Raw genomic sequence first — 25,188 nt, 5'->3', positions numbered from 1 at the left:
TTGCTGATCAACAGCCCGCAGCACTCCACCCTCGTTCATTGAAACCCAGGGTGTTGCACTTCACTTTTGAATCCGCCCCTCCAACAAAAAGGCGATGGCAGGCCCGCTTGAATCCCGTACCGCGCAGGGTTGTAAAACGGGCTCAATTCTTCACACCAATACGAATAGGTGAAAGAATCTTTCGATTTGACATTCAGAGAGAAAATTAATTGAAATCTGATTCTTCCCTCGCACAGTCTGATGTATATGAAGTTAACAAACTTGATATTAAGGTTTTCCTACCTTTAATGCTCATGGCGTGCGCTTGGCTGGTGCCTAACCACTACGCGCCCTGGTCTTCCGCCTGGGGCGACGCATTGGCAATCGCCGGTCTGTTGGCGCTCCTGCCCGCTGCGGTGGCCGGTGCCGTCTCTGACCGCCGCGTTTCATGGTTGCTTTCGGGCATTGCCGCCTTGTGCAGCGCCGTACTAGGGGTGCAACTTGTCACAGGGAGGCTGCTTTTTTCCGGCGATGCATTGATGGCGGCCTTTTATATAGGGTTGTGGCTGGCAGCAGTGCTGGCGGGTGGTTTGCTGGCCGCCCCGGCCGCCCGCAGCGACGGTGTAAACGCGCTGGCCGCGGCCTGGTTTTTCTCCGCCCTGCTATCGGTCGGTATTGGATTGGTGCAGTGGACGGGTGCGCTCAGCCTGGGCATCTATGGCGCAGAACTGCCACCCGGCGGGCGACCCTTTGGCAACGTGGCGCAGCCCAACCACTTGTGCACATTGAGCTTTTTAGGTCTGTGCGGCCTGTTGTGGCTGCACCAGCGCCAAAAGGTGAGTGGAGTTGTGTTTTGGCTAGGGGCCGGTTTTCTGTTGCTGGGCATGGTGATGGCGCAATCGCGCACCGGCTGGCTGCAAATCGGACTGCTGCTCGGTTGGGGCTTGGCGATGCAGGCGCGCGCGGGCCTGCGGATCACCCGCGGGCAGCTGCTGGTGCTGGGTGCGACGTTTGCCGCAGGCGTGCTGCTGTGGCCAGCGGTCGGCGATGCGCTGCTGCTGTCTACCGGGCGTTCAATAGGTGACCAGATGCAGGCCGGCGCGCGGCTGCCTTTCTGGTGGTCCATGCTCGATGCCGTGGGGCGCGAGCCGCTATGGGGCTACGGCTGGCAGCAGGTGGGTGCCGCGCAGCAGCGCGTGGCGCTGGACCACCCCAGTGTTGGGGCTATGTTCGAGCACAGCCACAACCTGGTGCTGGACCTGTTGCTGTGGAACGGTTTGCCGGTCGGCGGCTTGATCGCTGCTGCACTGGCCTGGTGGTTCATCGCCCACATCCGCGCCTCCCGTGATGCACGGGTGGTGTGGCTGCTGGCTGCTACGGGGGGCGTTTTCATGCATGGAATGCTTGAGTTTCCGCTGGAGTACGCCTACTTTCTAATCCCGGTCGGGCTGGTGATGGGTGCGGTCGATAATTTGTCGCCTGCAGGGGGGGCGTCGTTGCGTGTACCACGCTGGGCCGTGCTGTCATTCACGGCGTTGCTTGCCGCGCTGTTTGTTGGGGTGAATGCAGACTATCTGAAAGCCGAGGAAAACTATCGCACCTTGCGCATGGAGTCGGCCCGCATCGGCGCGGCGGGCATTGTGACACCTGCGCCCGAGTTGCGCCTGCTCACGCAACTGGGTGCATTTTTGCAATTTGCCCGCACGGAGGCCACCCCAGGCATGGCGCCAGAACAGGTGGACTGGATGCGCAAGGTGTCCGAGCGTTTTGGTTATCCGCCAGTCATGTTTCGCTATGCGCTGGCAGCGGGCCTCAATGGCCAGCCCGAGGTTGCGCAGCAAACGCTGGCACGCCTTTGCCGCATTCATGAGCCCCAGCGCTGCGTAGAGGCCCATGAGGGCTGGGCAGGACTTCAAGTGCGTTATCCACAGTTGCCGCCGTTTGCGATCGGAAAGTTGGGGACAGACTCGAATTGAGGATTTTTTGCGAAAATAGGTGCCAGAATCTGACCAAGGGCAAATTTCAGCCTCCACCGCTGATGTCATAAGTGCCGGCAGCTATCAAAACAGAAGTCCCGCCCCATCATTTAAATAGGCTCAAGTAATGATGGATGCGCCTTGTCCCAAGACGCAAGCTTGGCATTCGGCATCAATGGGGAATGCTACCTGAGCCTTGATACAAGTCGCTCAGCGGGCAGTGTGGTGCCGTCAGCGCCAAGCCTGGCGTTGGTCGCGCAGGTAGGGTCGGTCGATCTGCGCGGCCAGCGATTCAATGTCGGCGGGGCGTACGCCCGCGCTGGCAAAGTGCTGTTGCCAGCCATTCACCACCGCCACCACCTGGCGCACGGCTTGTTCAGCCTGGGGGCGCGCCAGGCCGAACCGGGACGATTCGGACAGAGCATTGTCCAGGCTGGAGTCGGCCATGGCGCTGCCCACGCGCATTTGCTGGTAGCCCAGGGCCTGGCCTGACGGCAGCACGTCGAAGGCGGGGGAGAGTTCGTAGCCTCCCGCGTCAGTCACCAGGAGCACATGGTTCTTTTCGTGGTCGTCTGTGTTGTCGATCAGGATGTTGAACACCATGCGTTTGAACAGCTCCTGCATGTGCAGCAGGTTGCATTGGGCTTGCGTGGTGCCGCGGCGGCGCAGCAGTTGGGCCAGCTCGGGGTAGCCCAGGTTTTCGCCCGCCGCCTTCAGTGCCACCCGGGCCGACAGCGCATGTTTGCGTGTGCCTGCCTCGCGGTCGAAGCGCTTCACCGCCACGGCGTGCCCGGCGTGCAGCCGGATGGGCTGTGTGGCGGCCACGCGGATTCCGGCCAGGCGGGCCAGCGTCATGGTGGCGTGTTCGACCAGCGGCGTATCCACCGGCTCGCCGGGCTCGGCAAACTTCAGCACCCACTGCGCGCCCTGCATGCTGACCAGCGCCTTGGGCCTGGCGCCCCCCATGGTGGCGCCGGGTGCGATCAGCCGGCGCTGCTCGGGCGGCACGGGGGATCCGTCCAGCACACGCCGGACCAGTGCCTCGATGGCGGGGACATCGGCAAATCCCGGCAGCGGCCCCAGCCGCCGTGGCACATAGGCGCTGGCCGACAGGGAGACGCCGAGCGCGCCAAAGCGTTCATCGCCCGCGTAGAAGAGGTATTCCATCAGGGACAGGCGAGGCGGCTTGTCCAGCATGCGAATGACGCGCTCGCCCCAGCGGTCGGGCCGGGCGTCGTCCACGGCGCCTGCGGCAGTTTCTTTTTCGGTGGGCAGGAATTCCTGGTCGATCAGGGGCAGGTCTTCGCTGAGTGCAAAGCCGCGTGCGAGCCAGTGTGCCGTGTAACGCAGCGAAACGCCTTTGAGTGCCCGCACCGTGCACAGCGTGCCCACCGGCACGGGTGCGGCGGGGTGGCTCAGCCACCACAGGTGCAGTGTGTCGGCGGGCTGGTAGTCCACCGGTGTGAGTGCCTGCTCCGGCATCAGGGTTTGCCTGCCTGGCTGGGGGTGCGCAATCGTTCTTCGATGGAGGGGGGTTTGCGCACCGAGCGGGTTTGGGCTGCCCGGACGGCGGATTCAAGCGCACCCAGGTCCAGCGCCGGCGCCGCTAGTTCGGCTACGGCCTGCACGCGCCCCATGAGCCATAGCGCCGTAACGTAGGCCCCCATGGAGACGCTGGGGTCGCCGCGCTCCATGCGGACCAGCGTTGGCTCCGACACCCCGATGCGCTGCGCCCAGGCCCTGAGGGATTCGCGCCGGCGCTTGCGCGCCACCGCCAGGTCAGCGCCCAGCTGGCGCATGCCGGCCTGCGCGGCGGGGGGCATCGACTCAAGGGCCATCGAACGCTTTGACATACATATATGTTAGCAAACAATGCCGAATGCATAAATATACTTGTGTTGATGTCAGGCAGTGATTGGCTCGCGCTGTGCTGGCGTCCGCCGAAGGGCTGTTCGGTGCGTGCAAGGGTTCGACAAACCTGTCCTGGGTCCATCGAAGGGCTCAGCCCGAACGAGTGGAGGAACGATGCATCCGAGGAAGGTCGCCAATCAGGCGGAATATGCCGGTAGCGCCCGGCTGGCATGCGCGAGCAGCTTCGAATTCACAACGCGGATCAATGCCAGCGGCTGGGTGGCTCAGCGCCATCGAGTCGCTGGTTTCCTGGCGGCGGGGCCGGCGTTCAGGCCGTCGGCCCGGGCACCTCCACGGCGCCCACGCGCGCATCCTCATACAAGCGCTCCATCGGAACGCTCAGCCCCACACTGGCAAACTCCACCGCGTCTCCCGCTTCGGACGGATACAGCACCCAGTGGCCGCCCTCGTCGCGCCGGAACAGATCAATGCTCAGGCGCTCTGTGTCCACCAAAACGTATTCGCGCAGGCTGGGCAGTTTGCGGTAGGCGGCGAATTTGGCCCCCCCGGTCGTAGGCGGAGGTGGCGGGGGAGAGCACTTCCACCACCAGGCTGGGCGCTGCCTTGTAGTGGCTGTGGGCGCGGTCGGTTTCGGCGCAGGTGACGAAAACATCGAGGTAGAAGAAGGCGTTATCGGCTTCTACGCGCAGTTTCATGTCAGAGATGAAAACGCTGCACGGGCCGCCGCGCAGGTGGTTGCGCAGTGCCATGAAAACATTTCCAGCCAGGGTGACATGCGCCTCAGAGGCTCCCGCCATGGCGAAGACTTCGCCATCCAGGTATTCATGCTTTTCGAGCTGCTCGGCCTCCCAGTCGAGGTAAGCGGAGGTGTCAAACCGGCGGTTGGCGACGGGGACGGTCATGGTGGCATCTCCAGGCAAACGGTGTCGCCCATTGTCGTGGAGCAAGGGCGCAGGCGGGCGTCATTTCACGCCACGAAACTCCCCGACTTCCCCCCATGCTTTTCCACCACGCGCACATCGTGGATGGACATGCCCCGGTCCACGGCCTTGCACATGTCGTAGATGGTGAGCAGGGCCACCTGCACGGCGGTGAGGGCTTCCATCTCTACGCCGGTGGGGCCGACGGTTTCCACGGTGGCTGAGCAAAATATTCCTGTAGCGCCCGTTTGGCGTGCGTTGGCCGCTTCAAATTCAATAGCAATGCGGGTAAGCGCGAGCGGGTGGCACAGCGGGATGAGGTCGCTGGTTTTCTTGGCGGCCATGATGCCGGCAATGCGGGCAATGCCGAGCACGTCGCCCTTTTTGGCGTTGCCGGCCTCGATGAGGGCCAGGGTGGCGGGCAGCATTTCGATGCGGCCGCTGGCGATGGCGATGCGGTGCGTGGCGGCCTTGGCGGCCACGTCCACCATGTGGGCCTGGCCCTGGGCGTCGAAGTGGGTGAGTGCGGACATGGCGGGGTAACCGAATGAAGTAGGCGGGAAACTTTACGTGGACGGGGCATCATACGTTCATGTGGAATCGCAAGCGCACCCCCTCGCCCCCCATGACGGCCATGGCCTCCGCTCGGTCGAGAAAATGGTCAAAACTGCTTCAAGCGCTTGCCAAAAATACGGCAACAGCTTCTTTATTGATAGCACTTGCCACCTTGGCGCCGTTACCCGCCAAGGCCCAGCCCAGCCTGCCCACGCTGGGCGATGGCAGCACCCTCACCACGGGCGAGGAGCGCCGCCTGGGCGACCGCATCATCCGCGAGCTGTACCGCGACCCCGACTACATCGATGACCCGGTGCTGGTGGAATATGTGCAGGGGCTGTGGCAGGCGCTGCTGGCGGCGGCCCGCGCGCGCGGCGAGCTCTCGCCCGAGCTGGATGAGCGCTTTGCCTGGGAGGTGCTGCTGGGGCGCGACCGCACGGTGAACGCCTTTGCGCTGCCCGGCGGCTACCTGGGCGTGCACCTGGGGCTGATTGGCGTGGTGGCCACGCGCGACGAGCTGGCCTCGGTGCTGGCGCACGAGTTGAGCCATGTCACGCAACGGCATATCTCGCGCCTGATGGCACAGCAAAGCAAGCAGACGCCCTTGCTGCTGGGGGCGATGGTGCTGGCCGCGCTGGCCGCCAGCAAGAACCCGGGGGCTGCCCAAGCCATGATGGTGGGCGGCCAGGCGGTGGCCATGCAGAACCAGCTCAATTTCTCGCGCGACATGGAGCGCGAGGCCGACCGCATCGGCTACGGGCTGATGGAGCCTTCGGGCTTTGCGCCCCAGGGTTTCGTGAGCATGTTCGACAAGCTGCAGCAAGCCAACCGCCTCAACGACAACGGTTCATGGCCTTATCTGCGCAGCCACCCGCTGACCACCCAGCGCATGGCCGACATGCACTCGCGCCTGCCGCCCGGCGGCGCGGCGCCGCCACCGCAGCCTGGCCTGGAGCACGCCCTGGTGGCGGCCCGGGCCCGCGTGCTGTCGAACCCCGGCGTGGATGCGCTGCGGCTGTGGATCACCGAGCCGCAAAACAGCGGCTTTGCCAGCCAGCCCGCGCCGCGCCGCGCCGCAGCGCTGTACACCGCTGCGCTGGCCAGCAACCAGTTGCGCGATTTTGCGGCCGCGCGCACGGCCCAGGCGCGGCTGGACGAGGTGGTGCGTGGCGATGCCGCCGCCCAGCGGCAATCGCAGCGGCTGGCAGCCGAGATCGCGTTGGCGGCGGGCCTGCCCGAAGCGGCGCTGCAGCGGTTGCCGGCAGAAACGGGCCGGCCGGAGCTGGTGCTGCGCACCCAGGCCCTGCTGCGCCTGGGACGCCCCGCCGAGGTAACAGGCGCCCTGCAGACCTGGGTGACCAACCACCCGCACGATGCCACGGTGTGGCAGTTGCTGGCGAGCGCCTGGCAGGCGCAGGGGCAGCCGCTGCGCGCCGTGCGTGCCGAGGCCGAATCGCACGCGGCCCGCTACGACTATGCCGCCGCGGTGGACCGCTTCAAGGCCGGGCAGGACCTGGCGCGCAAGAGCCACAGCGCCGCCGACTACATCGAGGCGTCCATCATCGACACGCGCCTGCGTGCGATGGAGTCACTTCTGAAGGAACAGGCTGCCGAGCGCTGATTCGATCAGCAGCCCCAGCGCCGAATAGATCAGCGAGCCCAGCAAGGCGGCGCCAAAGCCGTTGACGTGAAAGCCGTCCAGCACGCCCGCGGCAGCCCAGAACATGAGGGCGTTGATCACGAACAGAAACAGGCCCACGGTGACCAGGGTCACCGGCAGCGTCAGCACCACCAGCACGGGGCGCAGCACGGCATTGAACAGGCCGATGACGAAGGCGGCAATCAGCGCCGACGCAAAGCTTTGCACCTGCACGCCGCTGTAGAGGTAGGCCACCAGCAGCAGCGCTGCAGCGCTGAGCAGCCATTTGAGGAGGAGTTTCATGCGCGCAGGATAGCACCGTGCCTGCCTTGGCAGACGGCCCTGTGCACGCAGGATTACGCCAGGTCCAGCGCCAGCAGGGCGCCCAATCCGGTCAGCAGGCTGGGCACGGTGCCCGGGAACGACAGGCGGGCCGGCGCAGGAGCCGGTTCGGCAGCGGCATCGTGCCTGGGCCGGCGGGCATCCACCACGCGGGCGGCGCCCAGTTCGGCCTGCAGTTGCGCGACCAGCTCCGGCAAGGGGCCTTTGGCCAGCACGGTGGTCACGCTGCCGCCGCCCGACGGCAGCAAAGGCAGCAGTTGTGCAAACAGCTTCTCGGCCCATTTGTCGCGCCAGTTCTCGCGGGTGCGATGGCTCACCCATTTGCTGATGCGGTGCGTCATGCGCGGTGCGCAGGCCACCAGCACCCAGTGCGTGGCGACAGCGGCCTCAGTTGCCAGCAAGGGCGCCAGGATCTGCTGCGCCTGGGCGGCGTCGTCCACGTACACAATGACTTTGTCCATACCACCTCCGAAAAAAGGGCCCCATGACAAAGGGGGCATGCAGCCCCCTTTGCGTCAGCCGGTTGCCAGCGCGCACGCTGGCACGTGCAGATGCGCCATCAGCCCTCGGCAGGCGCAGCAGCGGTGCGGCGCGCCAGGATCACCTTGCCAGCCGCCAGCACCAGCAGTGCGCCGGCCACGCTGGCTGCGTAGCGGATGGTGTCGGTTTGCGCGATCTTCAGCATCCACTGCCATTTGTCGGGGTTGGCGAAGACCGGGTCGGTCACCAGCATGCCGCCCGCGATCCAGCCCAGCAGCATGCCGCCGAGCGTGATGATGAAGGGGAAACGCTCCATGAGCTTGATGACCAGCTGGCTGCCCCAGACGATGATGGGAATCGAGATCAGCAAGCCCAGCACCACCAGCAGGAGCTGGTGCTCACCCGCGTTCTGCGCGGCGCCGGCAATGGCGATCACGTTGTCCACGCTCATCACCAGGTCGGCCACGATGATGGTCTTGATGGCGGCCAGCAGCTTGTCGCTGGTCTGGATGTCGCCATGGCCGTCTTCATCGGGGGCCAGCAGCTTGACGCCAATCCACACCAGCAGCAGCGCACCCACGAACTTGAGGAACGGCAGCGCCAGCAGCGTCATGGCAAACGCAATCAGGACCACGCGCAGCACGATGGCACCCGCCGTGCCCCAGATGATGCCCTTGGTGCGCTGGGCGGGTGGCAGTTTGCGGCAGGCCAGCGCAATGACCACTGCGTTGTCGCCACCCAGCAGGATGTCGATGATGATGATCTGGCCGAGTGCGAGCCAGAATTCGGGCGATGCCAGAAAGTCCATAAATTCCTCAATATCAATGGGCGAAAGGACGACCTGGCAGCCACTGTAGCGCCGAGCCGTTCCCGGGGATAGAGGGCCTGCAATGGGCGGATCAGGGCATGCTGCGCAGGGCAGATGTTGCGAAGGGACGGCCTTGATCAGCCCACAGCGGGCCCATCAAAGGTCTTGCTCGGTTCAGCACTCTGGCGTGCGCTGAACCCGGACCGCCGGAAGCGATGCTTCGTATTGACGACGGTTCCGATGCCATGCGTCCGGTGGCCAACAGGTGGCACGGCCGAAGCACATGTCGGGAGCTACTCCCCTTCGAAGCGGCGATTGGAACACAGCCCGCACCGGGCATGCAAGATTCCGCTGCAGCGCCAAGGGCATTCATTCAAGAGAAAAAGGCCTGTAGCTCATTGCAGACAAGGATTTAAAGCTATCAAAACAGGAGCTCACCGCCGGAGCAGCCACCGCGCGGCTATGATCCACGCCCTGTTGCCCTCCCGTCCCTGCTGCAACAACCGCCACCATGGCCGCCATCCACATCACCGACATCGAAGCCGCCATCAACCACTGGCGCGAGCGCGCCCCCGCCAGCGCTGGCGCGGCGCTGGCGCCCGAGATCAGCGCGCTCGGCGAGGTGTATGCGCGCATGGTGTTCCGCCACGAGAGCGAAGCCGACGAGCAGAGCCTGCCGGCCGCAGCGAGGGCCGCCTGGCTGGCCTGGTACGACACCACGCCCGACACGCCGTGCATTGCCATCTGCTCCACCAGCCAGGGCGACGACTGGTGCAAGGGCTGCGGGCGCAGCTTTGACGAAGTGCAGTTCTGGCCGGCCATGGGCCCCGCCGAAAAACGCGCCGTGTGGCGCCGCATCACGCTGGAGCACACCGCGTGGCGCTTCAACCGCTACGCCGAACGCGCGGCCGAGGGGGCCGGCGGTACCGCGCCGCCCTGACCGCGCCCCTGTACGCCCCGGCCGCAAAGCGCTATGGTGGCGCCATGCTGCGTCTCACCCAGGCCCCGAACATCGCCATTGCCACGCTGTGGGCCGACCTGCTGTGCGAGGCGGGCATGACGGCATCGGTGCAGCGGCAATACCTGGGGGCCGCAGCCGGGCACCTGCCACCCGACCAGTGCCTGCCCGAGATCTGGCTCGACTGCGACGAACACGCCACCCGCGCCCGGGCCTTGCTGCAGGAGCTGCAGGACTTGCCCCAGCGCCACTGGCGCTGCCGCTGTGGCGAGACGGTGGAAGGTGGTTTCGAGCAGTGCTGGCAGTGCGGCGCGCTGATGCCGCGGGGATAGGGAGCCCCCCTGAGCGGCTTTGCCGCTTCCCGCTGATGTGGGCCGCGCCAGTTTCACAGGCTGCGGGGCCGTGGATCAACCCAATGGCTATTTCCAGCGCACCGGCTCCACATGCACGCTGCCCTGCGTGCTGCTGAGGGTGATGGCCCCCTCCTGCACCGTGGCCTGCAGCTGCATGCTGCGCTCGGCCAGTTGCGCCAGCGCCTGCGAGGCCTCGGTGGGAATGCGCCACACCTGCAGCTTTTCGAGCCGCGAGAGCTTGGACTCGATGCCCTTCCACCAGATCTCGGCGGCATGGTGGAAGCAGTACACGATCACCGAATCGGCCTTGCTGCAGGCCTTGGTGAGCGGCTTGTCCTCGGGCTGGCCCACCTCGATCCACACGCGCTTGCGGCCGGTGAAGTCGGTCAGCGAGGCATCGGGGTCGTCCGGATCGGACAGGCCCGCGCCAAAGGCCAGGGTGGCGTCGCCGTTGCACAGGTCATTGAGCTGGTGCGCCGCAATGGCCAGCGCCGCCAGCCGCACCATCATGCGCTCGTCGGTTTCGCTGGGGTGGCGGGCCAGCGTGAGGGCATGGTCGGCGTAGTAGCCGTGGTCGATGTCGGCGATCGCAAGATTCGCCTTGAAGATGGTGGATTTGATGGCCATGCAGCCTCACTATGAAATAGATAGCTGCTGGCGCTTGATACACAAACGCCAGAGGCCAAAACGGCTAAAAACCAGTGGTCAGACGCGCCGCGCCAGTTCGGCGGCCTTGCCGGTGTAGCTGCCGGGCGTCATGGCCAGCAGGCGGGCCTTGTCGGCCTGCGGAATCTCCAGCCCGTTGATCAGCGCGTGCAGCGCCTCGGCCGTCACGGTCTTGCCGCGGGTCACTTCCTTGAGCTTTTCGTAGGCGCCCTGCACGCCATAGCGGCGCATCACGGTCTGGATGGGCTCGGCCAGCACTTCCCAGGCGGCGTCCAGGTCTTCGGCCAGGGCTTCTTCGTTCAGCTCCAGCTTGTTCAGGCCCGTGAGCAGCGAGGCATAGGCCAGCGCGGCATAGCCCAGGGCCACGCCCATGTTGCGCAGCACGGTGCTGTCGGTCAGGTCGCGCTGCCAGCGGCTGATGGGCAGCTTTTCGGACAGATGCCGAAGGAGCGCATTCGCCAGGCCCAGGTTGCCTTCGGCGTTCTCGAAGTCGATGGGGTTGACCTTGTGCGGCATGGTGGACGAGCCAATCTCGCCGGCCTTCAGGCGCTGCTTGAAGTAGCCCAGGCTCACATAGCCCCAGATGTCGCGCGAGAGGTCCACCAAAATGGTGTTGGCGCGCGCCACGGCGTCGAACAGCTCGGCCATGTAGTCGTGCGGCTCGATCTGGATGGAATAGGGCTGGAAGGTAAGGCCCAGGCCCAGCGGCTCGGGCGTCTCGATGACGTTCTTGCTGAAGGCTTCCCAGTCGAAATCGGGCCAGGCCGAGAGGTGGGCGTTGTAGTTGCCCACGGCGCCGTTCATCTTGCCCAGGATCTTGATGGCCGCAATGCGCTCGCTGGCGGCCTGCAGGCGCATGAGCACGTTGGCCATTTCCTTGCCCACCGTAGTGGGGCTGGCTGTCTGGCCATGGGTGCGGCTGAGCATGGGCACGTCGGCAAAGGCGTGGGCCATCTCGCGCAGCTTGAGGATGATGCGGTCCAGGCCCGGCAGCACCACCTGGTCGCGGCCCGCGCGCAGCTGCAGCGCGTGGCTGGTGTTGTTGATGTCTTCGCTGGTGCAGGCGAAATGCACGAATTCCGAGGCCTTTTCCAGCTCGGGACGGGCTTCGAATTTCGATTTGATCCAGTATTCGACGGCCTTCACGTCGTGGTTGGTAGTTTTCTCGATCTCCTTGATGGCGGCCGAATCGGCCTCGGAGAAATTCTTGACCAGGCCCAGCAGGTAGGCGCGGGCACCGGTGGTCAGCGGCTTGAACTCGGCAAATCCGGCATCGGACAGCGCGATGAACCAGGCCACTTCCACCTGAACACGGCGTTGCATGTAGCCGTGTTCACTCATGATGGGCCGCAGGGCGGCAAGTTTGCTGGCATAACGGCCGTCAAGCGGCGACAGGGCGGTAATGGTGGACAGGCTCATGGCGCGAGATTGTAGGCGTGCGCACCCGGTCAGCGCCCCGCGGGCCGCTGCCGATAGAATCGCCAGCGTATGGAACAGACAACCCCGCGCAACGGAAGAAACATGAAACTGATCGGAGCCAACGCCAGTCCTTACGTCCGCAAGGTGCGCATCGTGATGGCAGAAAAAAAGCTCGACTACCAGTTCGTGCAGGAAAACGTCTGGGCCGATGACACCGCCATTGCCAAATCCAACCCGCTGGGCAAGGTGCCCTGCCTGGTGATGGAGGGCGGCGAGGCGGTGTTCGACTCGCGCGTGATCGTGGAATACCTCGACACGCTCTCGCCCGTGGGCAAGCTCATCCCCGCGCAGGGACGCGAACGCGCCGAGGTCAAGACCTGGGAGGCACTGGCCGACGGCCTGGTGGACGCGGCCATCCTCGCGCGGCTGGAGGCCACCTGGGCGGGCCGCCAGGACGGTGAACGCAGCCAGGCCTGGATCGACCGCCAGCTGCACAAGGTGAACGACTGCCTCAAGTCCATGAGCCAGGGCCTGGGCGACAAGCCGTTTTGCAGCGGCATCCACCTGAGCCTGTCGGACATCGCTGTGGGCTGCGCCCTGGGCTGGCTGGAGTTCCGCTTCCCCCAGATCGACTGGCGCAGCGAGTACCCCAACCTGGGCAAGCTGCTCGACAAGCTGATGCTGCGCCCGAGCTTTGCGGACACCCGGCCGTTCTGACCGTTCACGGAGCTTGGTGTCCCAAAAAAGATGCCGGCTCTTGCCGGCATCTTTGTTTCTGAGACAGACAGGGACCGCTATTGGGCCGCGCGCCGCTGCAGCCAGCGCATCAGCCCTCCGACAACGGGCAACTTTGCATACAGCTCTTCGGCGGCATCCCAGTAGTCGCGGTGCAGCGCCACCAGGCCCTGATCGTTCAGCACCAGGTGCGAGGCGCCGCGTACGGTCTGGGGCACACCCCGGTGGAAGTTCTTGAATGCGAACAAGAAATCCCAGGTCAGAAAACACTGCTGCCCCTGCACCACGCGGCCCGTGACCACGAAACGGGGCTGCTCCAGCGCCTCGAACATATGGGCAAAGATGGCTTGAATAGCGGGCACGCCCTGCACCTCGTTGAACGGGTCCTTGAAGCGCGCATCGGGGGCGTAGAGCTGGCCGATGGCGGCGATATCGGCCAGTGAAAGCTGCTCGAAAAACGCCGCCACGCGGGTGACGGCCTGCTCGGTGGACGCGGTGATTTCTGGTGGCTGCATGAAAATTCAAAGGCCTGTGAACTTGCGGACTGCCGGAAAGTACCACCGGTACGGCAGCACGCGCAGCAGTTTCATCACCCGCGTGAAGCGCTTGGGAAAGTGGATGTCGAAATGCCCACGCTCCCAGCCCCGCAAGATGGCCGCCGCCGCCGCCTCGGGCGAGATCAGCGCGGGCATGGTGAAGTCGTTGCGCACCGTGAGCTGCGTGGCCACGAAGCCGGGATTGATCACGCTCACGCCCATGCCCAGGTCATGCAGGTCCAGGTACAGCGCCTCGGCAAGGTGGATGAGCGCAGCCTTGGTGGGCCCGTAGGCCAGGCTCTTGGGCAGGCCCCGGAACCCCGCCACGCTGCTGATGAGGCTCACATGCCCCGGGTGCCCGGCCTGGGCTGCGGTGAGCATGGCGGGCAGCACGGCGGCCAGCACATGCAGTGCGCCGTTGTAGTTGATCTGCTCGTGGCGCAGCATCACGGCCAGGTCGAAGTCGGTGGCGCGCATGTCACGGTAGTAGCCCGCGCAGTAGCACACCAGGTCGGGCGCACCGCCCGCCAGCACCTGCGCGGCGGCGGCCTGCACCTGGGCCGGCTCGGCCGTGTCAAAGGCCAGCGCCGTGCTGCCGGGGTGCTGCCGGGCAAAGGCGTTCAGCGCATCGCTGCTCCGGGCCGAGACGATGACCTGCGCGCCGCGCGCATGCAGCGCCGCCGCCGTGGCCCGGCCAATGCCACTGCTGGCCCCGATGAGCCAGGCCCGGCGGCCCTGCCAGTCGCGCAAGGGTGGGTTGAGCTTCATGGTGCGCGCTTGGTAAAGGACAGGGTGATCTCGCCCAGGCGCACACCGAACTTGCGCATGGTCGCGCGGTTGAGCATCACGCGGTCGTCGATGAGGTACATCCAGTCGTCCAGATCGACGTGGTAGACCTTGCCATCCACGGGCAGGGCCAGGGTGTAGTTCCAGCGGAAGGCGTTGCCGCGCGTCTGGCCGTGGGCCGTGCCCACCACATCGTCGGCGGTGCCGGTATAGCGGCCGTCGGCGTGCTGGGTCAGGCGCCAGATGCGGCGCTGCGTGGTGCCGTCGGAATAGGTGAAGGCTTCGTCGAGCACGCCCTCGTTGCCCGCCCAGGCGCAGTCCATGACCACGGCGAAGCGCTTCACGATCTGGCCGCTGCGGTCCTGGAAGATGCCGTGGGCGTCGATCTTGCCGTTGAAATACCGGGCCAGGTCGAGCACCGGTTTTTCGCTGGCGTAGCCGTCAATGCGCTGGCTGGCGCAGCCGGACAGCACCACGGGCGCAGCCACTGCGGCGGAGAGGAGGAGGCGTCGTTGCATCATGGAATTCACCTGGAGTCGGATCAGGTTCGGGATGGCCGCAGGACCAGGGCAAGCAGCGCACCCGCAGCCAACAGCTTGAGCACACTGGGCAGCACGGCGTAGGCCATGCCCAGAGTCTGCAATCCCTCGTCGCTGCGTGTGCCCGGGGTGTAGCCCCACCAGCCCAGCAGCGGCAGCGCCAGGCCGGCGGCCAGCGCCAGGTTGAGCTTGGTGGCAAAGTTCCACCAGCCAAAGTACGCACCCTCGTGCTGGCCGCTGTCGCCCTCGGCCGCGATCACACCGGCCAGCAGGGCGCTGGGCAGGGCCAGGTCGGTGCCCAGGGCCACACCCGAGAGCGCACAGACCGCCAGGAACGGCAGCACATCGCCTGCGCCCAGGAACGCAGTCCACCCAAACACGGCAATCGCCAGCAGCATGCCCGCCAGCCAGGTGCGCGCCAGGCCCCAGCGCGCCACGGCGCGCAGCCACAGCGGGATCGACAGCGCTGCGCAGACGAAATAAGCGGCCAGGAACATCGGCTCCTGCGCGGGCGGGGCCTGCAGGCGGTCCTGGATGAAGAACAGCACCAGCGTGGCCGGGATGGCGCTGGCTATGCCGTTGAGCATGAACACGGCCAGCAGGCGGCGGAACGCAGGGCGCCCCCAGGGCCGCCACAGGCTGGCGCGCTGCGGCGGGCGATAGACGCCGACATCCATCGCCATCACCGGGCGCGGCGCCCGCGTCCAGGCCCACCAGCCCAGCAACAGGCTGATGGCAAACACACTCAGCATGACCGGCAGCCCCAGCAGCGCGGGCAGCACCGAGGCCAGCACCACGCCCACCAGCGCGGCACCTTCACGCCAGGCCACGATGCGGCCGCGCTGCAGCTCGTCGCCACCCAGGCGTGCGCCCCAGGACTGGTGCGCGATGCCCAGCTGGCTGTAGGCGGTGTAGGTGATGAGCAGCGCCACCAGCACCCAGGCCATCAGCGCATCGGCCCCGGCTACCTGCGGAAAGAACAGGCTGATCAGCCCCAGCGCCAGCACCATGGCCGACACCGCGCCCACCGCCAGCACGGCGCGCACCGAGCGGCCGAACAGGTGGTCGGACAGGCGGCCCAGCAGCGGGTCCGACACCGCATCGAACAAGCGCGCCGCCAGCAGCACCGCGCCCAGCGTGGCCAGCGGCATGCCGAACTCGCGCGCGTAGTGGTTGGGCAGCAGCACATACAGCGGCAGCGCCACGAATGCCAGCGGCAGGCCCAGCAGCCCATAGGCCAGGCCCTGGCCGGCGCGAATGGGCGTGGCGGTGGTCATTGCGGGCCTTGGCTTGGGGTGCGGGTGGCCGCGATCAGCTCCTGCCGCAGTCCGGGCTCGGAGGTCTGGGGCGACAGCCAGATGCCGAAGAACAGGCGCGAAAACTCGGCGTCAGCCACTTCGCCCACCACACGCCCGCCCATCTTGAACACGGCGCCTGCGCCGGGCTGGTACAGGCCCAGCAGCCGGTCGCCGGCCTTCACATCCGGCAAGGCGGCGGCCAGTGCCTGCTGCCAGCGCGTGGCCTGCTGGGGCGTGAAGCGGCCCACGCGGCGCATCTCTTCGATGGAGCGCTTGGCGATGGCCTCGGCCGAAAAATCGCGGTGGTAGGTCAGCTCCAGCGCCAGGGGGTGGGCAGCGTAGTGGTCGGCATCAAAGCCGGGCTGCACCCACAGCCGCGCCCGGTAGATCTCAAACCCCAGAAAGCGCAGCACCCCCTGCCCCACCAGCCGGGCACCCGACAACGGGGCTGCAGCGGCTGCGCTGGCCTCTGCCACCTGCGCCAGCGCGGTGTGAGGGCCCAAACCCATCAATGCGCCAGTGAATATTGCGGTGGCAGCTATATTTTTCATGGCGTCCCTCAGTCCTTGGCCAGCGTGTACTGCACCAGGTCGATGTTGCCCATCGCAAACGCCGCCTCGCAGTACGCCAGGTAGAACTCCCAGATGTGCAGGAAGCGCTCATCGAACCCCAGCTGCAGGATCTGTGCGCGCTGCGCCAGAAAGCGCTCGCGCCAGCGCTTGAGGGTTTCGGCGTAGTCCTGGCCAAAGGTAAACTCGTCCGCCACGCGCAGGCCCGCGGCCTCGGCCTCGCGGCGGAACTCGCGTGGGCAGGGCAGGCAGCCGCCGGGGAAGATGTACTGCTGGATGAAATCGGTGGAGCTGATGTAGCGTGCAAACAGGCTGTCGTCGATGACGATGCTCTGGATGCAGGCCTTGCCGCCGGGCTTGAGCAGGCGGTTTACCGACTCGAAATAGGTGGGCCAGTATTCGCGGCCCACGGCCTCGACCATCTCGATGGAGCAGATGGCGTCGTACGGGCCGTCCTGGATGTCGCGGTAGTCCTGCAGGCGCAGGTCGGCCTTGTCTGCGACATCATGCTGCGCCATGCGCTGCTGCGCAAACGCGAGTTGTTCGGTGGACAGCGTCACGCCGGTGAGGGACGCGCCGAATTCGGTGGTCGCCATCTCGGCCAGCGCGCCCCAGCCGCAGCCGATTTCCAGCACACGGTCACCCGCCTGCACGCCCGCCATGCGCAGCGCGCGGCGCACCTTGGCGTGCTGGGCGGTGCGCAGGTCGCCGCCCGCGTCACCCTCGAACCAGGCGGACGAATAGTTCATCGTGTCGTCCAGCCACAGTTCGTAGAACGCATTGCCCAGGTCGTAATGGGCGTGGATGTTCTTCTGGCTGTTGGCGCGCGTGTTGCGGTGGAGCAGGTGCTTGATGCGGTACAGCAGGCGGCCCGCCCAGGTGCCGTAGATCACGCCTTCGACCTGCTGGCGGTTGGCGATGAGGAGCTTGAGCAGGTCGGTGAGGTGCGGCGTGGTCCAGTCGCCCGCGATGTAGCTCTCGGCAAAGCCGATGTCGCCCGACTTGAGCGCGGCGCTGCACACCTTCCAGTTCTTGAACGTGATGGCGGCCGACGGACCGTTGCCATGCCCGAAGTGCTGCAGCGTGCCGTCTGGCAGCTGGACCGTGAGGTGGCCATGCTGCAGCCGCTGCAGGAGCCTGAGCGCCGTGCGCGCGGCAGCGGGCGTGCCGGCAGGCAGCGTCTGTGCGGATCGTGGGGCGGTGCGGGGCGCGGTGGTGGAGTTCATGGCGGCAGTCTCGTTGTGCAGGGAGGTCAACGGGTCACGGCGGCGGCAGGCGCCTCGGGCTTGCGATGGAAGCGCACGCGCTTGAGCCACAGCCGCAGCGCGTGCCAGTGGATGCGGACAATGATGGCCAGCGTCATGGCGGGGTAGCCCCAGAGCGCGCGGCGCAATGTCTGTGCGGTGATGGCGTGCAAGGTGCCGCTCACGCTGGTCTGGATCAGCGGGCCGGTGTCGTCGTCGTGGTCGATGCGCACCACGGTTCGGCCCGCGTCCTGTGCGCTGGCCTCGGTGCGCATGAAGCGAAAGCGGTAGCTGCCGCTCACCTCGCAGAACGGCGACACGTGGAACACCTTGCGCGCCTGCTGCTCCACGCCATATTGCGGCGCATCCAGCAGGTAGCAGTGGCGCTCGCCAAAGGTGTTATTCACCTCGACCACGATGGCGCGCAGGCGGCCGTCCGCACGGTGGCAGTACCAGAAGCTCACGGGCTTGAAGGTGTAGCCCAGCACGCGCGGGTAGCAGTGCAGCCAGGCCTCGCCCGTAGCGTCGGTGATGCCTTCGGTGCGCAGCAGCTCGTCCAGCCAGGCGAGCGCACCGCCCTGCGCGGCGCCGCGGCCGTCGCCATGGTCCACGTCATGAAAGCTGATGGCGCCCGCCCGGTTCACGGCCAGTGCGCCCCGCACTTTGGTCAGGCTGCGCATGGGCAGCATCAGGAAAAACGTGGGGTAGGCAAACGCATGCCACGTCGGCCGCAGCCGTGTGTGGCGCACCTGGCCGAAGCCGATCAGGGGCGCTGCGGGTGGGGCCGGGGCGTGGCTCACGCGGCCTCCGCCAGAGGTGTGGGCAGGGCCGTCCGCAATTGCTCGGCCACGGCCAGGCCGGACTTGAGGCCATCCTCGTGGAAGCCATAGCCCGTCCAGGCGCCGCAGAACCAGGTGTGCTGCTGCCCCTGCAGTTGGCCCACCTGCTGCTGCGCGCGGATGGCGGCCAGGTCGAACACCGGGTGGGCGTACTCGTAGCTACCGATCACGTGTTCGGGCGCAATGTCGCGCACCGGGTTCAGCGACACCACCACGGGCTGGGCAAACGGCACGGGCTGCAGCTGGTTGATGAGGTAGTGCAGGCACACGCGGGCCGACTCGCGGCTGCGCTGCCGGGCACGCTCGTAGTTCCACGCAGCCCAGGCGGCACGGCGCGCGGGCAGCACCGAGGTGTCGGTGTGCAGCACGGCGCGGTTGGCCTGGTAGCGGATGGCACCGAGCACCGCACGCTCTTGCAGGGTGGGCTGGGCCAGCAGCGCGAGCGACTGGTCGGAGTGCGTGGCCAGCACCAACTTGTCAAAGTGTTCTGTGTGGCCTGCCGTCACCACGCGCACACCGGCCGCGTCGCGCTCGATGCGGCGCACGGGGGTGTTCAGGCGCTTGTCGGCAATGCCTGCCACGATCTTGTCAACGTAGTGGCGCGCGCCACCGGACACCGTCCACCATTGCGGGCGGTGGCTCACCTGGATCAGGCCATGGTTGTGGCAGAACCGGATCATGGTGGCCACGGGGAACTTCAGCATCTGGTCGGTAGGGCAGCTCCAGATGCAACCCAGCATGGGCAGGAAGTACCAGTCGCGAAACGCCTCACCAAAGCGGTGCTCCTGGAGGAAATCACCCAGCGGCTGCATCAGCGCTGCCTCGGCCTGCTGCTCGGCAATGCGCGTGCACAGTTGGTTGAAGCGCAGCAGGTCGCGCAGCATGCCCAGAAAGCGCGGGTTGACCAGGTTGGAACGCTGGGCAAACACGGTGCTCAGGCTGGTGCCGCTCCACTCCAGCGTGCGCCCACGGCGCAGGGCGCCCGGCACCTGCACAGAAAACGACATGTCGGACTTTGCCGTCTCGACACCCAGCTCGGTCAGCAGACGGATGAGATGGGGGTAGGTGCGCTCGTTGAAAACCAGAAAACCGGTGTCCACGCCATGCGTGACGGATCGACCCGACGCATCGGGCAGCATGACGTCCACCGTGTGGGTGTGGCCACCAAAGTAGTCACCCGCCTCATACAGGGTGATGGCCGCCTGGCCGCGCAATTCGTGCGCTACGGACAGTCCGGAGATGCCGGAGCCGATGATGGCGACTTTCATGGCCGGCCCCCTCTGGCCGGCGCCTGGAATAAAAAAGTTGCGAAGCGTCCCGAAACGAATAAGAGAGGGAGGGAGGAGAAGCGCTCCAGGAGGTCAGTCGGAACCCGGGGGCCCGAAAGGCTTCGCAACGTCAAACTGGTAAGGCGCCCAATGCGCTCTTGCAATCTACTGAGTGGAGTTATACCGCCAAAGTTCCAGCCCGTGGCGTAAAAAAAAACAGCCGTGCGTAACGAAGTCATGGAAATCACCGGAGTTCGGGCGTGGCCAGTTGCTGTTCGATGGCGCGCACCAGACCCTTGCTGCCGGGTGCCGTCAGGCTGGAGTAGCTGTCCACCAGCTGCCCGTTGCGCCCGAGCAGGTATTTGTGAAAGTTCCAGCGGGGTGCACCGCCCGAGAGCTGCGCCAGCTGGCGAAACAAGGGCGATGCCTCCGGGCCCTTGACGCTGCTCTTGGCGAACATCGGAAACTTCACACCGAAGGTGTTTTCGCAGAATTCGGCAATCTGCTGGTTGCTGCCGCTTTCCTGGGAGAAATCGTTGGACGGGAAACCGAGCACCACCAGCCCCTGGTCCTTGTAGCGGGCATAGAGTTCTTCGAGCCCCTTGTATTGCCCCGTGAACCCGCAATAGCTGGCGGTGTTGACGATCAGCACCACCTTGCCGCTGTACTGGCACAGCGACTGCGGCTTTTCATCCTGCAGCCGGTCAAAGGTGTGCTGCAGGGTTGGCGGGCAGGCCTGCGCCTCGCCAGAGTGCGCCACCGCGCCCGACAGCATCGCTGCCCCGGCCAGGCCCACTGTGCAAAGGATTCTCGTGCAGCGAGACAAGGGTTTTTCGGTGCATTTCATGGAGACTCTCCTGGAATTTGACCATCTCATCATATTTTACACCACTTGGTATTTATTTATACCAAATAGTATTTTTCACAGATACCACTGCGTGCATTGGCCGACACCACCGGTTCTGGCGCAGGGTATGGGACACCTTTCACCACGGTGAAAGCGCAAGGCCACCCCAAGGGCGGCGCAATGGCCGGAGATCGGCCTTGCAGGCTGAGCGCCGTGGAACGCCGCCGCCGATGGCAGGGACCTTGCGTCCAGGGCAGTTTCAGCGAGGCAAGGGAAAAGAGGCGGCCTTCGGGCCCACCGCGCAACCTGCGCGGCTTGCACTACACCAGGGCCAGCAAACGGGCCAGGGGCCATTGCGCCCTGACGTCCCGGCAGGCCACCACGCCGGCAATCTTCCAGGCGGCGTGGGAGGTATCACGCGGAATCATCTCGCCCGTGGGCATGCCTTCGCGGTCCATCACCACGGCCACACGGGGCGTCGTGGCCGTTGCGCCGCGCCGCAGCACCACCGCCACTTCCTGGTTGGCCAGCCGGACAAAAGCCCCGGGCGGGTACACGCCCAGTGTCTTTACCAGCGCCGCGCCGGCCTCGTCCACCTGGTGCGCTTCGTCGTAGTAACTGGCCTGCAGGGCGGCAGTGACCGGCATGGGAGAGCGCGCCACGCGGGGGGCCAGCCGGGCGCCAAAGATGTCGGCGCGCTGCAGCAGGCGCGCCATCTGCCGGGCCTCGGATCTTTTGGCCAGCGGGCCTGGCGTGCGCTGGTGATGGCAGAGCACCGCTTCCAGCCACGCAGGGTCTGCAACACCCAGCCTGCGCAGCAACTGCTCGGAGCGGCTGGAGTGGTCTTGCACCGCCTCGATCTGCTGCGAGGTGAGCGGCTGGGACTGCTGGGCCAGCTGATCCTGCAGCTCAGTCATGGCGATATTCATGGTGAGCGCAGCGCTGCCCAGCTGTCGCACCCGCTCGTCGGGCCAGTGCAGCATTTCGCGCGCCACCACCATGCACACGCAGCACACCAGCATGGCGTGGGTGGCGCTGTACATGCGGGTTTCCTGCGCCGAAAGATAGATCAGCGCCAACAGCGTGGCATCGGGCGTTTGCTCGCAGTGACGGGCCAGTTCACTGTGCAAGGACTGAAAGCGCCCATCGAAATCACCCGCCAGCGGCGCGCGCAGCAGCTGGGTGGCGCGCAACTGCCATTCCGGCCAATCGGGCACATATTTGCCGCCGCGTTCGCCGCCGGACTGCGCACCTGCCTGGATCTTCAGCGCGGCAATCTGCCCCAGGGAGGTTTCGGACAGCCGCATTTTTTGCAGCGGGGCGAGGTACGCACGGTGGCTGTCGTCCGATTCGTCCGTGTCCACGCAGAGCCTCAGGCCGCGCGCCACCAGCGCATCGAGTTCGGCGCGGGTGCGAATGGCATCGCCTTTTTGCGCCAGCAAAGCGCCATCCGCGCCACGCAGCTCAAAAGGCAGGGGCTGACCCAACGGGATGGACTCGATGTTCAGGGCAACAAGGCGCATGGTTCTCGTTACATTATCTAACAATCATCCCGTTGGCAAGGACTATGAACGCGCAACGCCGCACGCCGCTCCAAGGTCCCATCTGCGGGGGAAGCCGGTTTTCTGCCCCACCCCGGACTGGATGCCGTCACCGGCGAGGCGGCTCGTGGACGCTCTGCGCAATGGATGCGCCAGTGCACCGGGGTTTCCCCAACGATGAGGCGCTGGCCTTTCACACGGCCGGAAGAATCGGAGCCTCGCCAAAAACCGCATGCCAGAGCGCCAGCACCGCGCTCTGTTCAGCCTGCAGCGCTGGGGGCGTGACCTCGGTGGGCACCTCGTCCAGCCGCGCGCGGTGCTGGACACGCCGCAGTTCGCGGTAAGCGTCGGCGGCGGCGTGCCCCACCCCGGCGGGCAGCAGCCCCACCTGCTCGGCGCGCTGCAGCAACGCGATGTTGCCCACGTTGCCCACCAGTTCAGGGTGCCTGGCGGAATGTGCCAGCACCAGGTACTGCACCGCAAACTCGGCGTCCACCATGCCGCCCGGGCTGTGCTTCACATCGAACTGCCCGTCGCGCGTGCGATGGGCCGAACGCACACGCTCGCGCATGGTCACGATCTCTGCCTTCAACGCAACCGGGTCACGCGGGGAGGTGACCACGGCTTCGCGCACGGCATCAAACCGGGCCTGCAAGGCCGCACTGCCCAGCACAAAGCGCGCCCGCGTCATCGCCTGGTGTTCCCAGGTCCATGCCGTGTTGCTGCCGCGTTGCTGCTGGTAGGCCGCGTAGGCATTGAAACTGGTGACCAACAGGCCGGAGTTGCCATTGGGGCGCAGTGCCGTGTCGATTTCGTACAGATCGCCCTCGCCGGTCTTCACGGTAAGCCAGTTGATGAGCTTGCGCACAAAGGCCGCATAGATCTCGGGGGCACGTTCGTCGTCGTCATCGAATACGAAAACGATGTCGAGATCGCTCCCGTAGCCCAGCTCCTTGCCCCCGAGCTTGCCGTAGCCAATGATCGCGAATTGCGGGGTTTCGCGGTGCCGGTTCTTGAGGCGGCTCCAGCACCACTGCGCGGAAATGCGCAGCACGCTGTCGGCCAGGGCGCTGAGGTCATCGGCCACCTGCTCGACCGTGATCCGGTGCTCCACATCGCGGGCCAGCGTCCGGAAGGTTTCCGCGTGCTGCGCGCGGCGCAGCAGATTCAGCAGGGTTTCGTCGTCGTCCTCACCGGTGGACTGCAGCGATGCCAGCCGCAGGGCGAGCTCGCGCTCAAAATCGGCCACGACAAAACGTTCGGCCAGCAGCGTGTCGCCCACCAGCTCATCGATGACGCCGGGGTGCTGCACCAGGTAGCGTGCGGGCCATCGGGCAGCGCCCAGCAGGTGCAGCAACTGCTCATGCACCGAGGGGCGCTCCAGCAGCAGGGCCAGATAGCTTTCGCGGCGCAGCAGGGGCTCCAGCCAGTTGACGAGCCGCACGGCGGCTTCCCCGGTGACGCGCCCTTCGCCCAGCCACTGGGCCGTGCGCTGGACCAGCCGGAACAGCCGGGCGCGCGCTTCGTCGCGCAGCGCAGTCACGCGGGGATGGGTGCGCCATTCGGCCACGCGTTCCCGAAAACCGGCGGGCAGCTGCTCAAGCAGCCCTTCCAGTTCAGGCGGTGGGGCGGCAACCGCACGCGGCCCGCCACATCCGCCGCCATTGCACTCCTTCTTGCCATTGCCGCCCAGCAGGGTGTCGAACTCCTGTGCCACCAGTTCACGGTGGGCGTCGAGTTCATGCAGAAAGCCGCAGCAATCGCCGTGGCCCATGGTGCGGGCAATCCAGGCCAGGTCGTCGTCGCGCGTGGGCAGGACATGGGTCTGCTGGTCATCCAGGTACTGGATGCGGTGCTCCACGCGGCGCAGGAACACATAGGCCCGCGCCAGCGCATCGGCCGTTCCCTGGGGCATGAGCCCGGCCTGGGCGAGGCGTTGCAGCGCATCCAGCGTGGGCCGACGGCGCAATTCGGGAAACTGCCCGCCGCGCACCACCTGCAGCAGCTGCACGGTGAATTCGATTTCGCGGATGCCGCCGCGGGACAGTTTCACATCGTTGGCGCGCTCGGGGTGCCCGGCGCTGCGCCGGGAAGCATGTTCGCGGATCTGCCGGTGCAAGGTGCGCAGCGCGTCAAACACGCTGTAGTCCAGGTAACGGCGGAACACGAACGGCAGCACCACGCTGCGCAGCGCCAGCACTTCGGCACTGCCGATGCAGCTGTATGGCGCCACCACCCGGCTCTTGAGCCAGGCAAAACGCTCCCACTCGCGTCCCTGCACCTGCAGGTAGTCCTCCAGTGCCGCCAGCGACACGGCGGCGGGGCCGGAGTTGCCATGGGGACGCAGGGCAAGGTCCACCCGGAAGACGAAACCGTGCTCGGTGGTATCGCCCACCAGGCTGTAGATGATCTTCACCGCATGGGCGAAATATTCATGGTTGGAGATGCGGCCACGCCCCTCGGCGTTGCCGGCCGTTTCGCCGTCCTGCGCGTACACATAGATCAGGTCGATGTCGCTGGATACATTGAGCTCCCGCGCGCCGAGCTTGCCCATGCCGATCACCCACAGGGGCACGGGCTGGCCGTCGGGCCCCTGTGGTGCACCATGGCGGTTGTCGAGTTCGCGGCGGGCCTGGAGGCAGGACTGATCCAGCGCGAATTCGGCCAGCTCGGTGACGGCGCGGGTGATGTCTGCCAGCGGCGCCTGGGCGTCGCAATCGAGCCGGATCAACCGCTCCATGACCAGTTGGCGCAGCACACGCAGGGCGGTGGCGGTGTCGCACCCCCTGGCCTGCAGTGCAGCAAAGGCCTGCGCCATGGTGCCTTTGTGCGGTGCTCCTGCCGGTAGCAAGGCCAGGTCTTGTGCATAGCGCCGGTGCAGGCGCTGGAAGAAGCGGGAGTATTCGGCCAGGTCGGCAGGGGCAGCCGTGCTGCCGTCAGAAAACTCAGAGGAAGAAGTTGACATGGTGGGTCACGCGGGGGGCCGCTGCATACATAAGAACCTGTTCAAAGGACACCG

General features: G+C 66.1%; 26 protein-coding genes. 5 read left to right on the top strand and 21 right to left on the bottom strand.

Features of this window, described 5'->3' with window-relative positions; all coding sequences use genetic code 11:
* Positions 1-518 precede the first annotated feature (518 nt).
* Positions 519-1,955, top strand: coding sequence for a PglL family O-oligosaccharyltransferase (locus AC1RDS_RS16250; RefSeq protein ID WP_348682685.1), 1,437 nt, complete (start codon positions 519-521; stop codon positions 1,953-1,955).
* Positions 1,956-2,186: 231 nt separating this feature from the next.
* Here AC1RDS_RS16250 and AC1RDS_RS16245 read toward each other — a convergent pair whose 3' ends face one another.
* The 5 genes from AC1RDS_RS16245 to moaC all read right to left on the bottom strand — a co-directional run bounded on the left by AC1RDS_RS16245 (position 2,187) and on the right by moaC (position 5,280).
* Positions 2,187-3,437, bottom strand: coding sequence for a type II toxin-antitoxin system HipA family toxin (locus tag AC1RDS_RS16245; RefSeq protein WP_348682686.1), 1,251 nt, complete (start codon positions 3,435-3,437; stop codon positions 2,187-2,189).
* Positions 3,437-3,808 carry a helix-turn-helix domain-containing protein gene (locus tag AC1RDS_RS16240; RefSeq protein WP_092697878.1) on the bottom strand — a complete coding sequence of 124 codons (372 nt, stop codon included), beginning with the start codon at positions 3,806-3,808 and terminating at the stop codon, positions 3,437-3,439. The genes AC1RDS_RS16245 and AC1RDS_RS16240 overlap by 1 nt, the downstream gene beginning before the upstream one ends.
* 326 nt (positions 3,809-4,134) lie before the next feature.
* Positions 4,135-4,317 carry a hypothetical protein gene (locus tag AC1RDS_RS16235; RefSeq protein WP_348682687.1) on the bottom strand — a complete coding sequence of 61 codons (183 nt, stop codon included), beginning with the start codon at positions 4,315-4,317 and terminating at the stop codon, positions 4,135-4,137.
* A complete protein-coding gene (locus tag AC1RDS_RS16230; protein WP_348682688.1) occupies positions 4,292-4,729 on the bottom strand; it encodes a Uma2 family endonuclease in 438 nt (145 codons plus the stop codon). The genes AC1RDS_RS16235 and AC1RDS_RS16230 overlap by 26 nt, the downstream gene beginning before the upstream one ends.
* Before the next feature lie 65 nt (positions 4,730-4,794).
* Positions 4,795-5,280, bottom strand: a complete 486-nt coding sequence (gene moaC / locus AC1RDS_RS16225; protein ID WP_348682689.1) for a cyclic pyranopterin monophosphate synthase MoaC — start codon at positions 5,278-5,280, stop codon at positions 4,795-4,797.
* Between the two features lie 101 nt (positions 5,281-5,381).
* On the opposite strand from moaC, the gene AC1RDS_RS16220 reads away from it, so the two are divergent.
* Positions 5,382-6,923 carry a M48 family metalloprotease gene (locus tag AC1RDS_RS16220; protein WP_431603979.1) on the top strand — a complete coding sequence of 514 codons (1,542 nt, stop codon included), beginning with the start codon at positions 5,382-5,384 and terminating at the stop codon, positions 6,921-6,923.
* Here the strand turns inward: AC1RDS_RS16220 and AC1RDS_RS16215 are convergent.
* The 3 genes from AC1RDS_RS16215 to AC1RDS_RS16205 all read right to left on the bottom strand — a co-directional run bounded on the left by AC1RDS_RS16215 (position 6,891) and on the right by AC1RDS_RS16205 (position 8,571).
* Entirely contained in the window at positions 6,891-7,244 is a 354-nt protein-coding gene (locus tag AC1RDS_RS16215; RefSeq protein WP_092697875.1) for a phage holin family protein, read from the bottom strand. The two genes, AC1RDS_RS16220 and AC1RDS_RS16215, sit on opposite strands and share 33 nt — an antisense overlap.
* Positions 7,245-7,297: 53 nt before the next feature.
* Positions 7,298-7,744, bottom strand: a complete 447-nt coding sequence (locus AC1RDS_RS16210) for a hypothetical protein (protein ID WP_348682691.1) — start codon at positions 7,742-7,744, stop codon at positions 7,298-7,300.
* 98 nt (positions 7,745-7,842) lie between these two features.
* A complete protein-coding gene (locus tag AC1RDS_RS16205; protein WP_026435524.1) occupies positions 7,843-8,571 on the bottom strand; it encodes a TerC family protein in 729 nt (242 codons plus the stop codon).
* A 511-nt stretch (positions 8,572-9,082) separates the two neighbouring features.
* Between AC1RDS_RS16205 and AC1RDS_RS16200 the strand changes: the two genes are divergently transcribed.
* Positions 9,083-9,511: a DUF3717 domain-containing protein gene (locus tag AC1RDS_RS16200; protein ID WP_026435525.1), complete on the top strand. Its 429-nt coding sequence runs from the start codon at positions 9,083-9,085 to the stop codon at positions 9,509-9,511.
* 44 nt (positions 9,512-9,555) lie between these two features.
* Entirely contained in the window at positions 9,556-9,861 is a 306-nt protein-coding gene (locus AC1RDS_RS16195) for a putative signal transducing protein (protein WP_026435526.1), read from the top strand.
* 87 nt (positions 9,862-9,948) lie between these two features.
* Here AC1RDS_RS16195 and AC1RDS_RS16190 read toward each other — a convergent pair whose 3' ends face one another.
* Together AC1RDS_RS16190 and purB are read right to left on the bottom strand one after the other, a co-directional pair.
* A complete protein-coding gene (locus tag AC1RDS_RS16190) occupies positions 9,949-10,509 on the bottom strand; it encodes a YaeQ family protein (RefSeq protein ID WP_026435527.1) in 561 nt (186 codons plus the stop codon).
* Positions 10,510-10,587: 78 nt separating this feature from the next.
* Positions 10,588-11,967 (bottom strand): adenylosuccinate lyase, encoded by a 1,380-nt coding sequence (gene purB / locus AC1RDS_RS16185; RefSeq protein ID WP_026435528.1) that lies wholly within the window; start codon positions 11,965-11,967, stop codon positions 10,588-10,590.
* A 102-nt stretch (positions 11,968-12,069) separates the two neighbouring features.
* On the opposite strand from purB, the gene AC1RDS_RS16180 reads away from it, so the two are divergent.
* Complete coding sequence (locus AC1RDS_RS16180) at positions 12,070-12,684, top strand: glutathione S-transferase family protein (protein WP_026435529.1); 615 nt, start codon at positions 12,070-12,072, stop codon at positions 12,682-12,684.
* A 77-nt stretch (positions 12,685-12,761) separates the two neighbouring features.
* Here the strand turns inward: AC1RDS_RS16180 and AC1RDS_RS16175 are convergent, their stop codons facing one another.
* From AC1RDS_RS16175 to glnE, 11 genes are all read right to left on the bottom strand, one after another.
* Positions 12,762-13,217: a nuclear transport factor 2 family protein gene (locus AC1RDS_RS16175; protein ID WP_026435530.1), complete on the bottom strand. Its 456-nt coding sequence runs from the start codon at positions 13,215-13,217 to the stop codon at positions 12,762-12,764.
* Between the two features lie 6 nt (positions 13,218-13,223).
* The gene (locus tag AC1RDS_RS16170) at positions 13,224-14,006 is read right to left on the bottom strand and encodes an SDR family NAD(P)-dependent oxidoreductase (RefSeq protein ID WP_026435531.1); all 783 of its coding nucleotides are present in this window, start codon (positions 14,004-14,006) and stop codon (positions 13,224-13,226) included.
* Complete coding sequence (locus AC1RDS_RS16165) at positions 14,003-14,545, bottom strand: DUF3833 domain-containing protein (protein ID WP_026435532.1); 543 nt, start codon at positions 14,543-14,545, stop codon at positions 14,003-14,005. Before AC1RDS_RS16165 ends, AC1RDS_RS16170 begins: the two co-directional genes overlap by 4 nt.
* A 20-nt stretch (positions 14,546-14,565) precedes the next feature.
* Positions 14,566-15,840: an MFS transporter gene (locus AC1RDS_RS16160; protein WP_026435533.1), complete on the bottom strand. Its 1,275-nt coding sequence runs from the start codon at positions 15,838-15,840 to the stop codon at positions 14,566-14,568.
* Positions 15,837-16,370 carry a chalcone isomerase family protein gene (locus AC1RDS_RS16155; protein ID WP_026435534.1) on the bottom strand — a complete coding sequence of 178 codons (534 nt, stop codon included), beginning with the start codon at positions 16,368-16,370 and terminating at the stop codon, positions 15,837-15,839. The genes AC1RDS_RS16160 and AC1RDS_RS16155 overlap by 4 nt, the downstream gene beginning before the upstream one ends.
* A gap of 50 nt (positions 16,371-16,420) precedes the next feature.
* The gene (locus AC1RDS_RS16150; RefSeq protein ID WP_026435535.1) at positions 16,421-17,656 is read right to left on the bottom strand and encodes an SAM-dependent methyltransferase; all 1,236 of its coding nucleotides are present in this window, start codon (positions 17,654-17,656) and stop codon (positions 16,421-16,423) included.
* 26 nt (positions 17,657-17,682) lie between these two features.
* Complete coding sequence (locus AC1RDS_RS16145; RefSeq protein WP_026435536.1) at positions 17,683-18,474, bottom strand: DUF1365 domain-containing protein; 792 nt, start codon at positions 18,472-18,474, stop codon at positions 17,683-17,685.
* The gene (locus tag AC1RDS_RS16140) at positions 18,471-19,781 is read right to left on the bottom strand and encodes an NAD(P)/FAD-dependent oxidoreductase (protein ID WP_026435537.1); all 1,311 of its coding nucleotides are present in this window, start codon (positions 19,779-19,781) and stop codon (positions 18,471-18,473) included. Before AC1RDS_RS16140 ends, AC1RDS_RS16145 begins: the two co-directional genes overlap by 4 nt.
* 244 nt (positions 19,782-20,025) lie before the next feature.
* The gene (locus AC1RDS_RS16135) at positions 20,026-20,556 is read right to left on the bottom strand and encodes a glutathione peroxidase (RefSeq protein WP_051248727.1); all 531 of its coding nucleotides are present in this window, start codon (positions 20,554-20,556) and stop codon (positions 20,026-20,028) included.
* A 392-nt stretch (positions 20,557-20,948) separates the two neighbouring features.
* Positions 20,949-22,151, bottom strand: a complete 1,203-nt coding sequence (locus tag AC1RDS_RS16130; RefSeq protein WP_348682694.1) for an HD-GYP domain-containing protein — start codon at positions 22,149-22,151, stop codon at positions 20,949-20,951.
* Positions 22,152-22,362: 211 nt separating this feature from the next.
* A complete protein-coding gene (glnE, locus tag AC1RDS_RS16125) occupies positions 22,363-25,134 on the bottom strand; it encodes a bifunctional [glutamate--ammonia ligase]-adenylyl-L-tyrosine phosphorylase/[glutamate--ammonia-ligase] adenylyltransferase (protein WP_348682695.1) in 2,772 nt (923 codons plus the stop codon).
* Positions 25,135-25,188 lie beyond the last annotated feature (54 nt).

The organism is Acidovorax sp. GW823-FHT02H02 (assembly GCF_058797075.1).
Note: the sequence above shows the minus strand (reverse complement) of the source record. Positions and strands in the feature narration are given on the sequence as shown.

Bases quoted from the DNA above. Each gene is read 5' to 3' on its own strand.
- AC1RDS_RS16195 (WP_026435526.1), top strand. From the start codon at position 9,556: ATGCTGCGTCTCACCCAGGCCCCGAACATCGCCATTGCCACGCTGTGG.
- AC1RDS_RS16170 (WP_026435531.1), bottom strand. From the start codon at position 14,006: ATGAAGCTCAACCCACCCTTGCGCGACTGGCAGGGCCGCCGGGCCTGG.
- AC1RDS_RS16175 (WP_026435530.1), bottom strand. From the start codon at position 13,217: ATGCAGCCACCAGAAATCACCGCGTCCACCGAGCAGGCCGTCACCCGC.
- AC1RDS_RS16155 (WP_026435534.1), bottom strand. From the start codon at position 16,370: ATGGGTTTGGGCCCTCACACCGCGCTGGCGCAGGTGGCAGAGGCCAGC.
- AC1RDS_RS16240 (WP_092697878.1), bottom strand. From the start codon at position 3,808: ATGTCAAAGCGTTCGATGGCCCTTGAGTCGATGCCCCCCGCCGCGCAG.
- AC1RDS_RS16150 (WP_026435535.1), bottom strand. From the start codon at position 17,656: ATGAACTCCACCACCGCGCCCCGCACCGCCCCACGATCCGCACAGACG.
- AC1RDS_RS16200 (WP_026435525.1), top strand. From the start codon at position 9,083: ATGGCCGCCATCCACATCACCGACATCGAAGCCGCCATCAACCACTGG.
- moaC (WP_348682689.1), bottom strand. From the start codon at position 5,280: ATGTCCGCACTCACCCACTTCGACGCCCAGGGCCAGGCCCACATGGTG.
- AC1RDS_RS16230 (WP_348682688.1), bottom strand. From the start codon at position 4,729: ATGACCGTCCCCGTCGCCAACCGCCGGTTTGACACCTCCGCTTACCTC.
- glnE (WP_348682695.1), bottom strand. From the start codon at position 25,134: ATGTCAACTTCTTCCTCTGAGTTTTCTGACGGCAGCACGGCTGCCCCT.
- AC1RDS_RS16160 (WP_026435533.1), bottom strand. From the start codon at position 15,840: ATGACCACCGCCACGCCCATTCGCGCCGGCCAGGGCCTGGCCTATGGG.
- AC1RDS_RS16210 (WP_348682691.1), bottom strand. From the start codon at position 7,744: ATGGACAAAGTCATTGTGTACGTGGACGACGCCGCCCAGGCGCAGCAG.
- AC1RDS_RS16245 (WP_348682686.1), bottom strand. From the start codon at position 3,437: ATGCCGGAGCAGGCACTCACACCGGTGGACTACCAGCCCGCCGACACA.
- AC1RDS_RS16190 (WP_026435527.1), bottom strand. From the start codon at position 10,509: ATGGCCATCAAATCCACCATCTTCAAGGCGAATCTTGCGATCGCCGAC.
- AC1RDS_RS16250 (WP_348682685.1), top strand. From the start codon at position 519: ATGGCGGCCTTTTATATAGGGTTGTGGCTGGCAGCAGTGCTGGCGGGT.
- purB (WP_026435528.1), bottom strand. From the start codon at position 11,967: ATGAGCCTGTCCACCATTACCGCCCTGTCGCCGCTTGACGGCCGTTAT.
- AC1RDS_RS16180 (WP_026435529.1), top strand. From the start codon at position 12,070: ATGAAACTGATCGGAGCCAACGCCAGTCCTTACGTCCGCAAGGTGCGC.
- AC1RDS_RS16135 (WP_051248727.1), bottom strand. From the start codon at position 20,556: ATGCTGTCGGGCGCGGTGGCGCACTCTGGCGAGGCGCAGGCCTGCCCG.
- AC1RDS_RS16140 (WP_026435537.1), bottom strand. From the start codon at position 19,781: ATGAAAGTCGCCATCATCGGCTCCGGCATCTCCGGACTGTCCGTAGCG.
- AC1RDS_RS16205 (WP_026435524.1), bottom strand. From the start codon at position 8,571: ATGGACTTTCTGGCATCGCCCGAATTCTGGCTCGCACTCGGCCAGATC.
- AC1RDS_RS16220 (WP_431603979.1), top strand. From the start codon at position 5,382: ATGGCCTCCGCTCGGTCGAGAAAATGGTCAAAACTGCTTCAAGCGCTT.
- AC1RDS_RS16130 (WP_348682694.1), bottom strand. From the start codon at position 22,151: ATGCGCCTTGTTGCCCTGAACATCGAGTCCATCCCGTTGGGTCAGCCC.
- AC1RDS_RS16215 (WP_092697875.1), bottom strand. From the start codon at position 7,244: ATGAAACTCCTCCTCAAATGGCTGCTCAGCGCTGCAGCGCTGCTGCTG.
- AC1RDS_RS16165 (WP_026435532.1), bottom strand. From the start codon at position 14,545: ATGATGCAACGACGCCTCCTCCTCTCCGCCGCAGTGGCTGCGCCCGTG.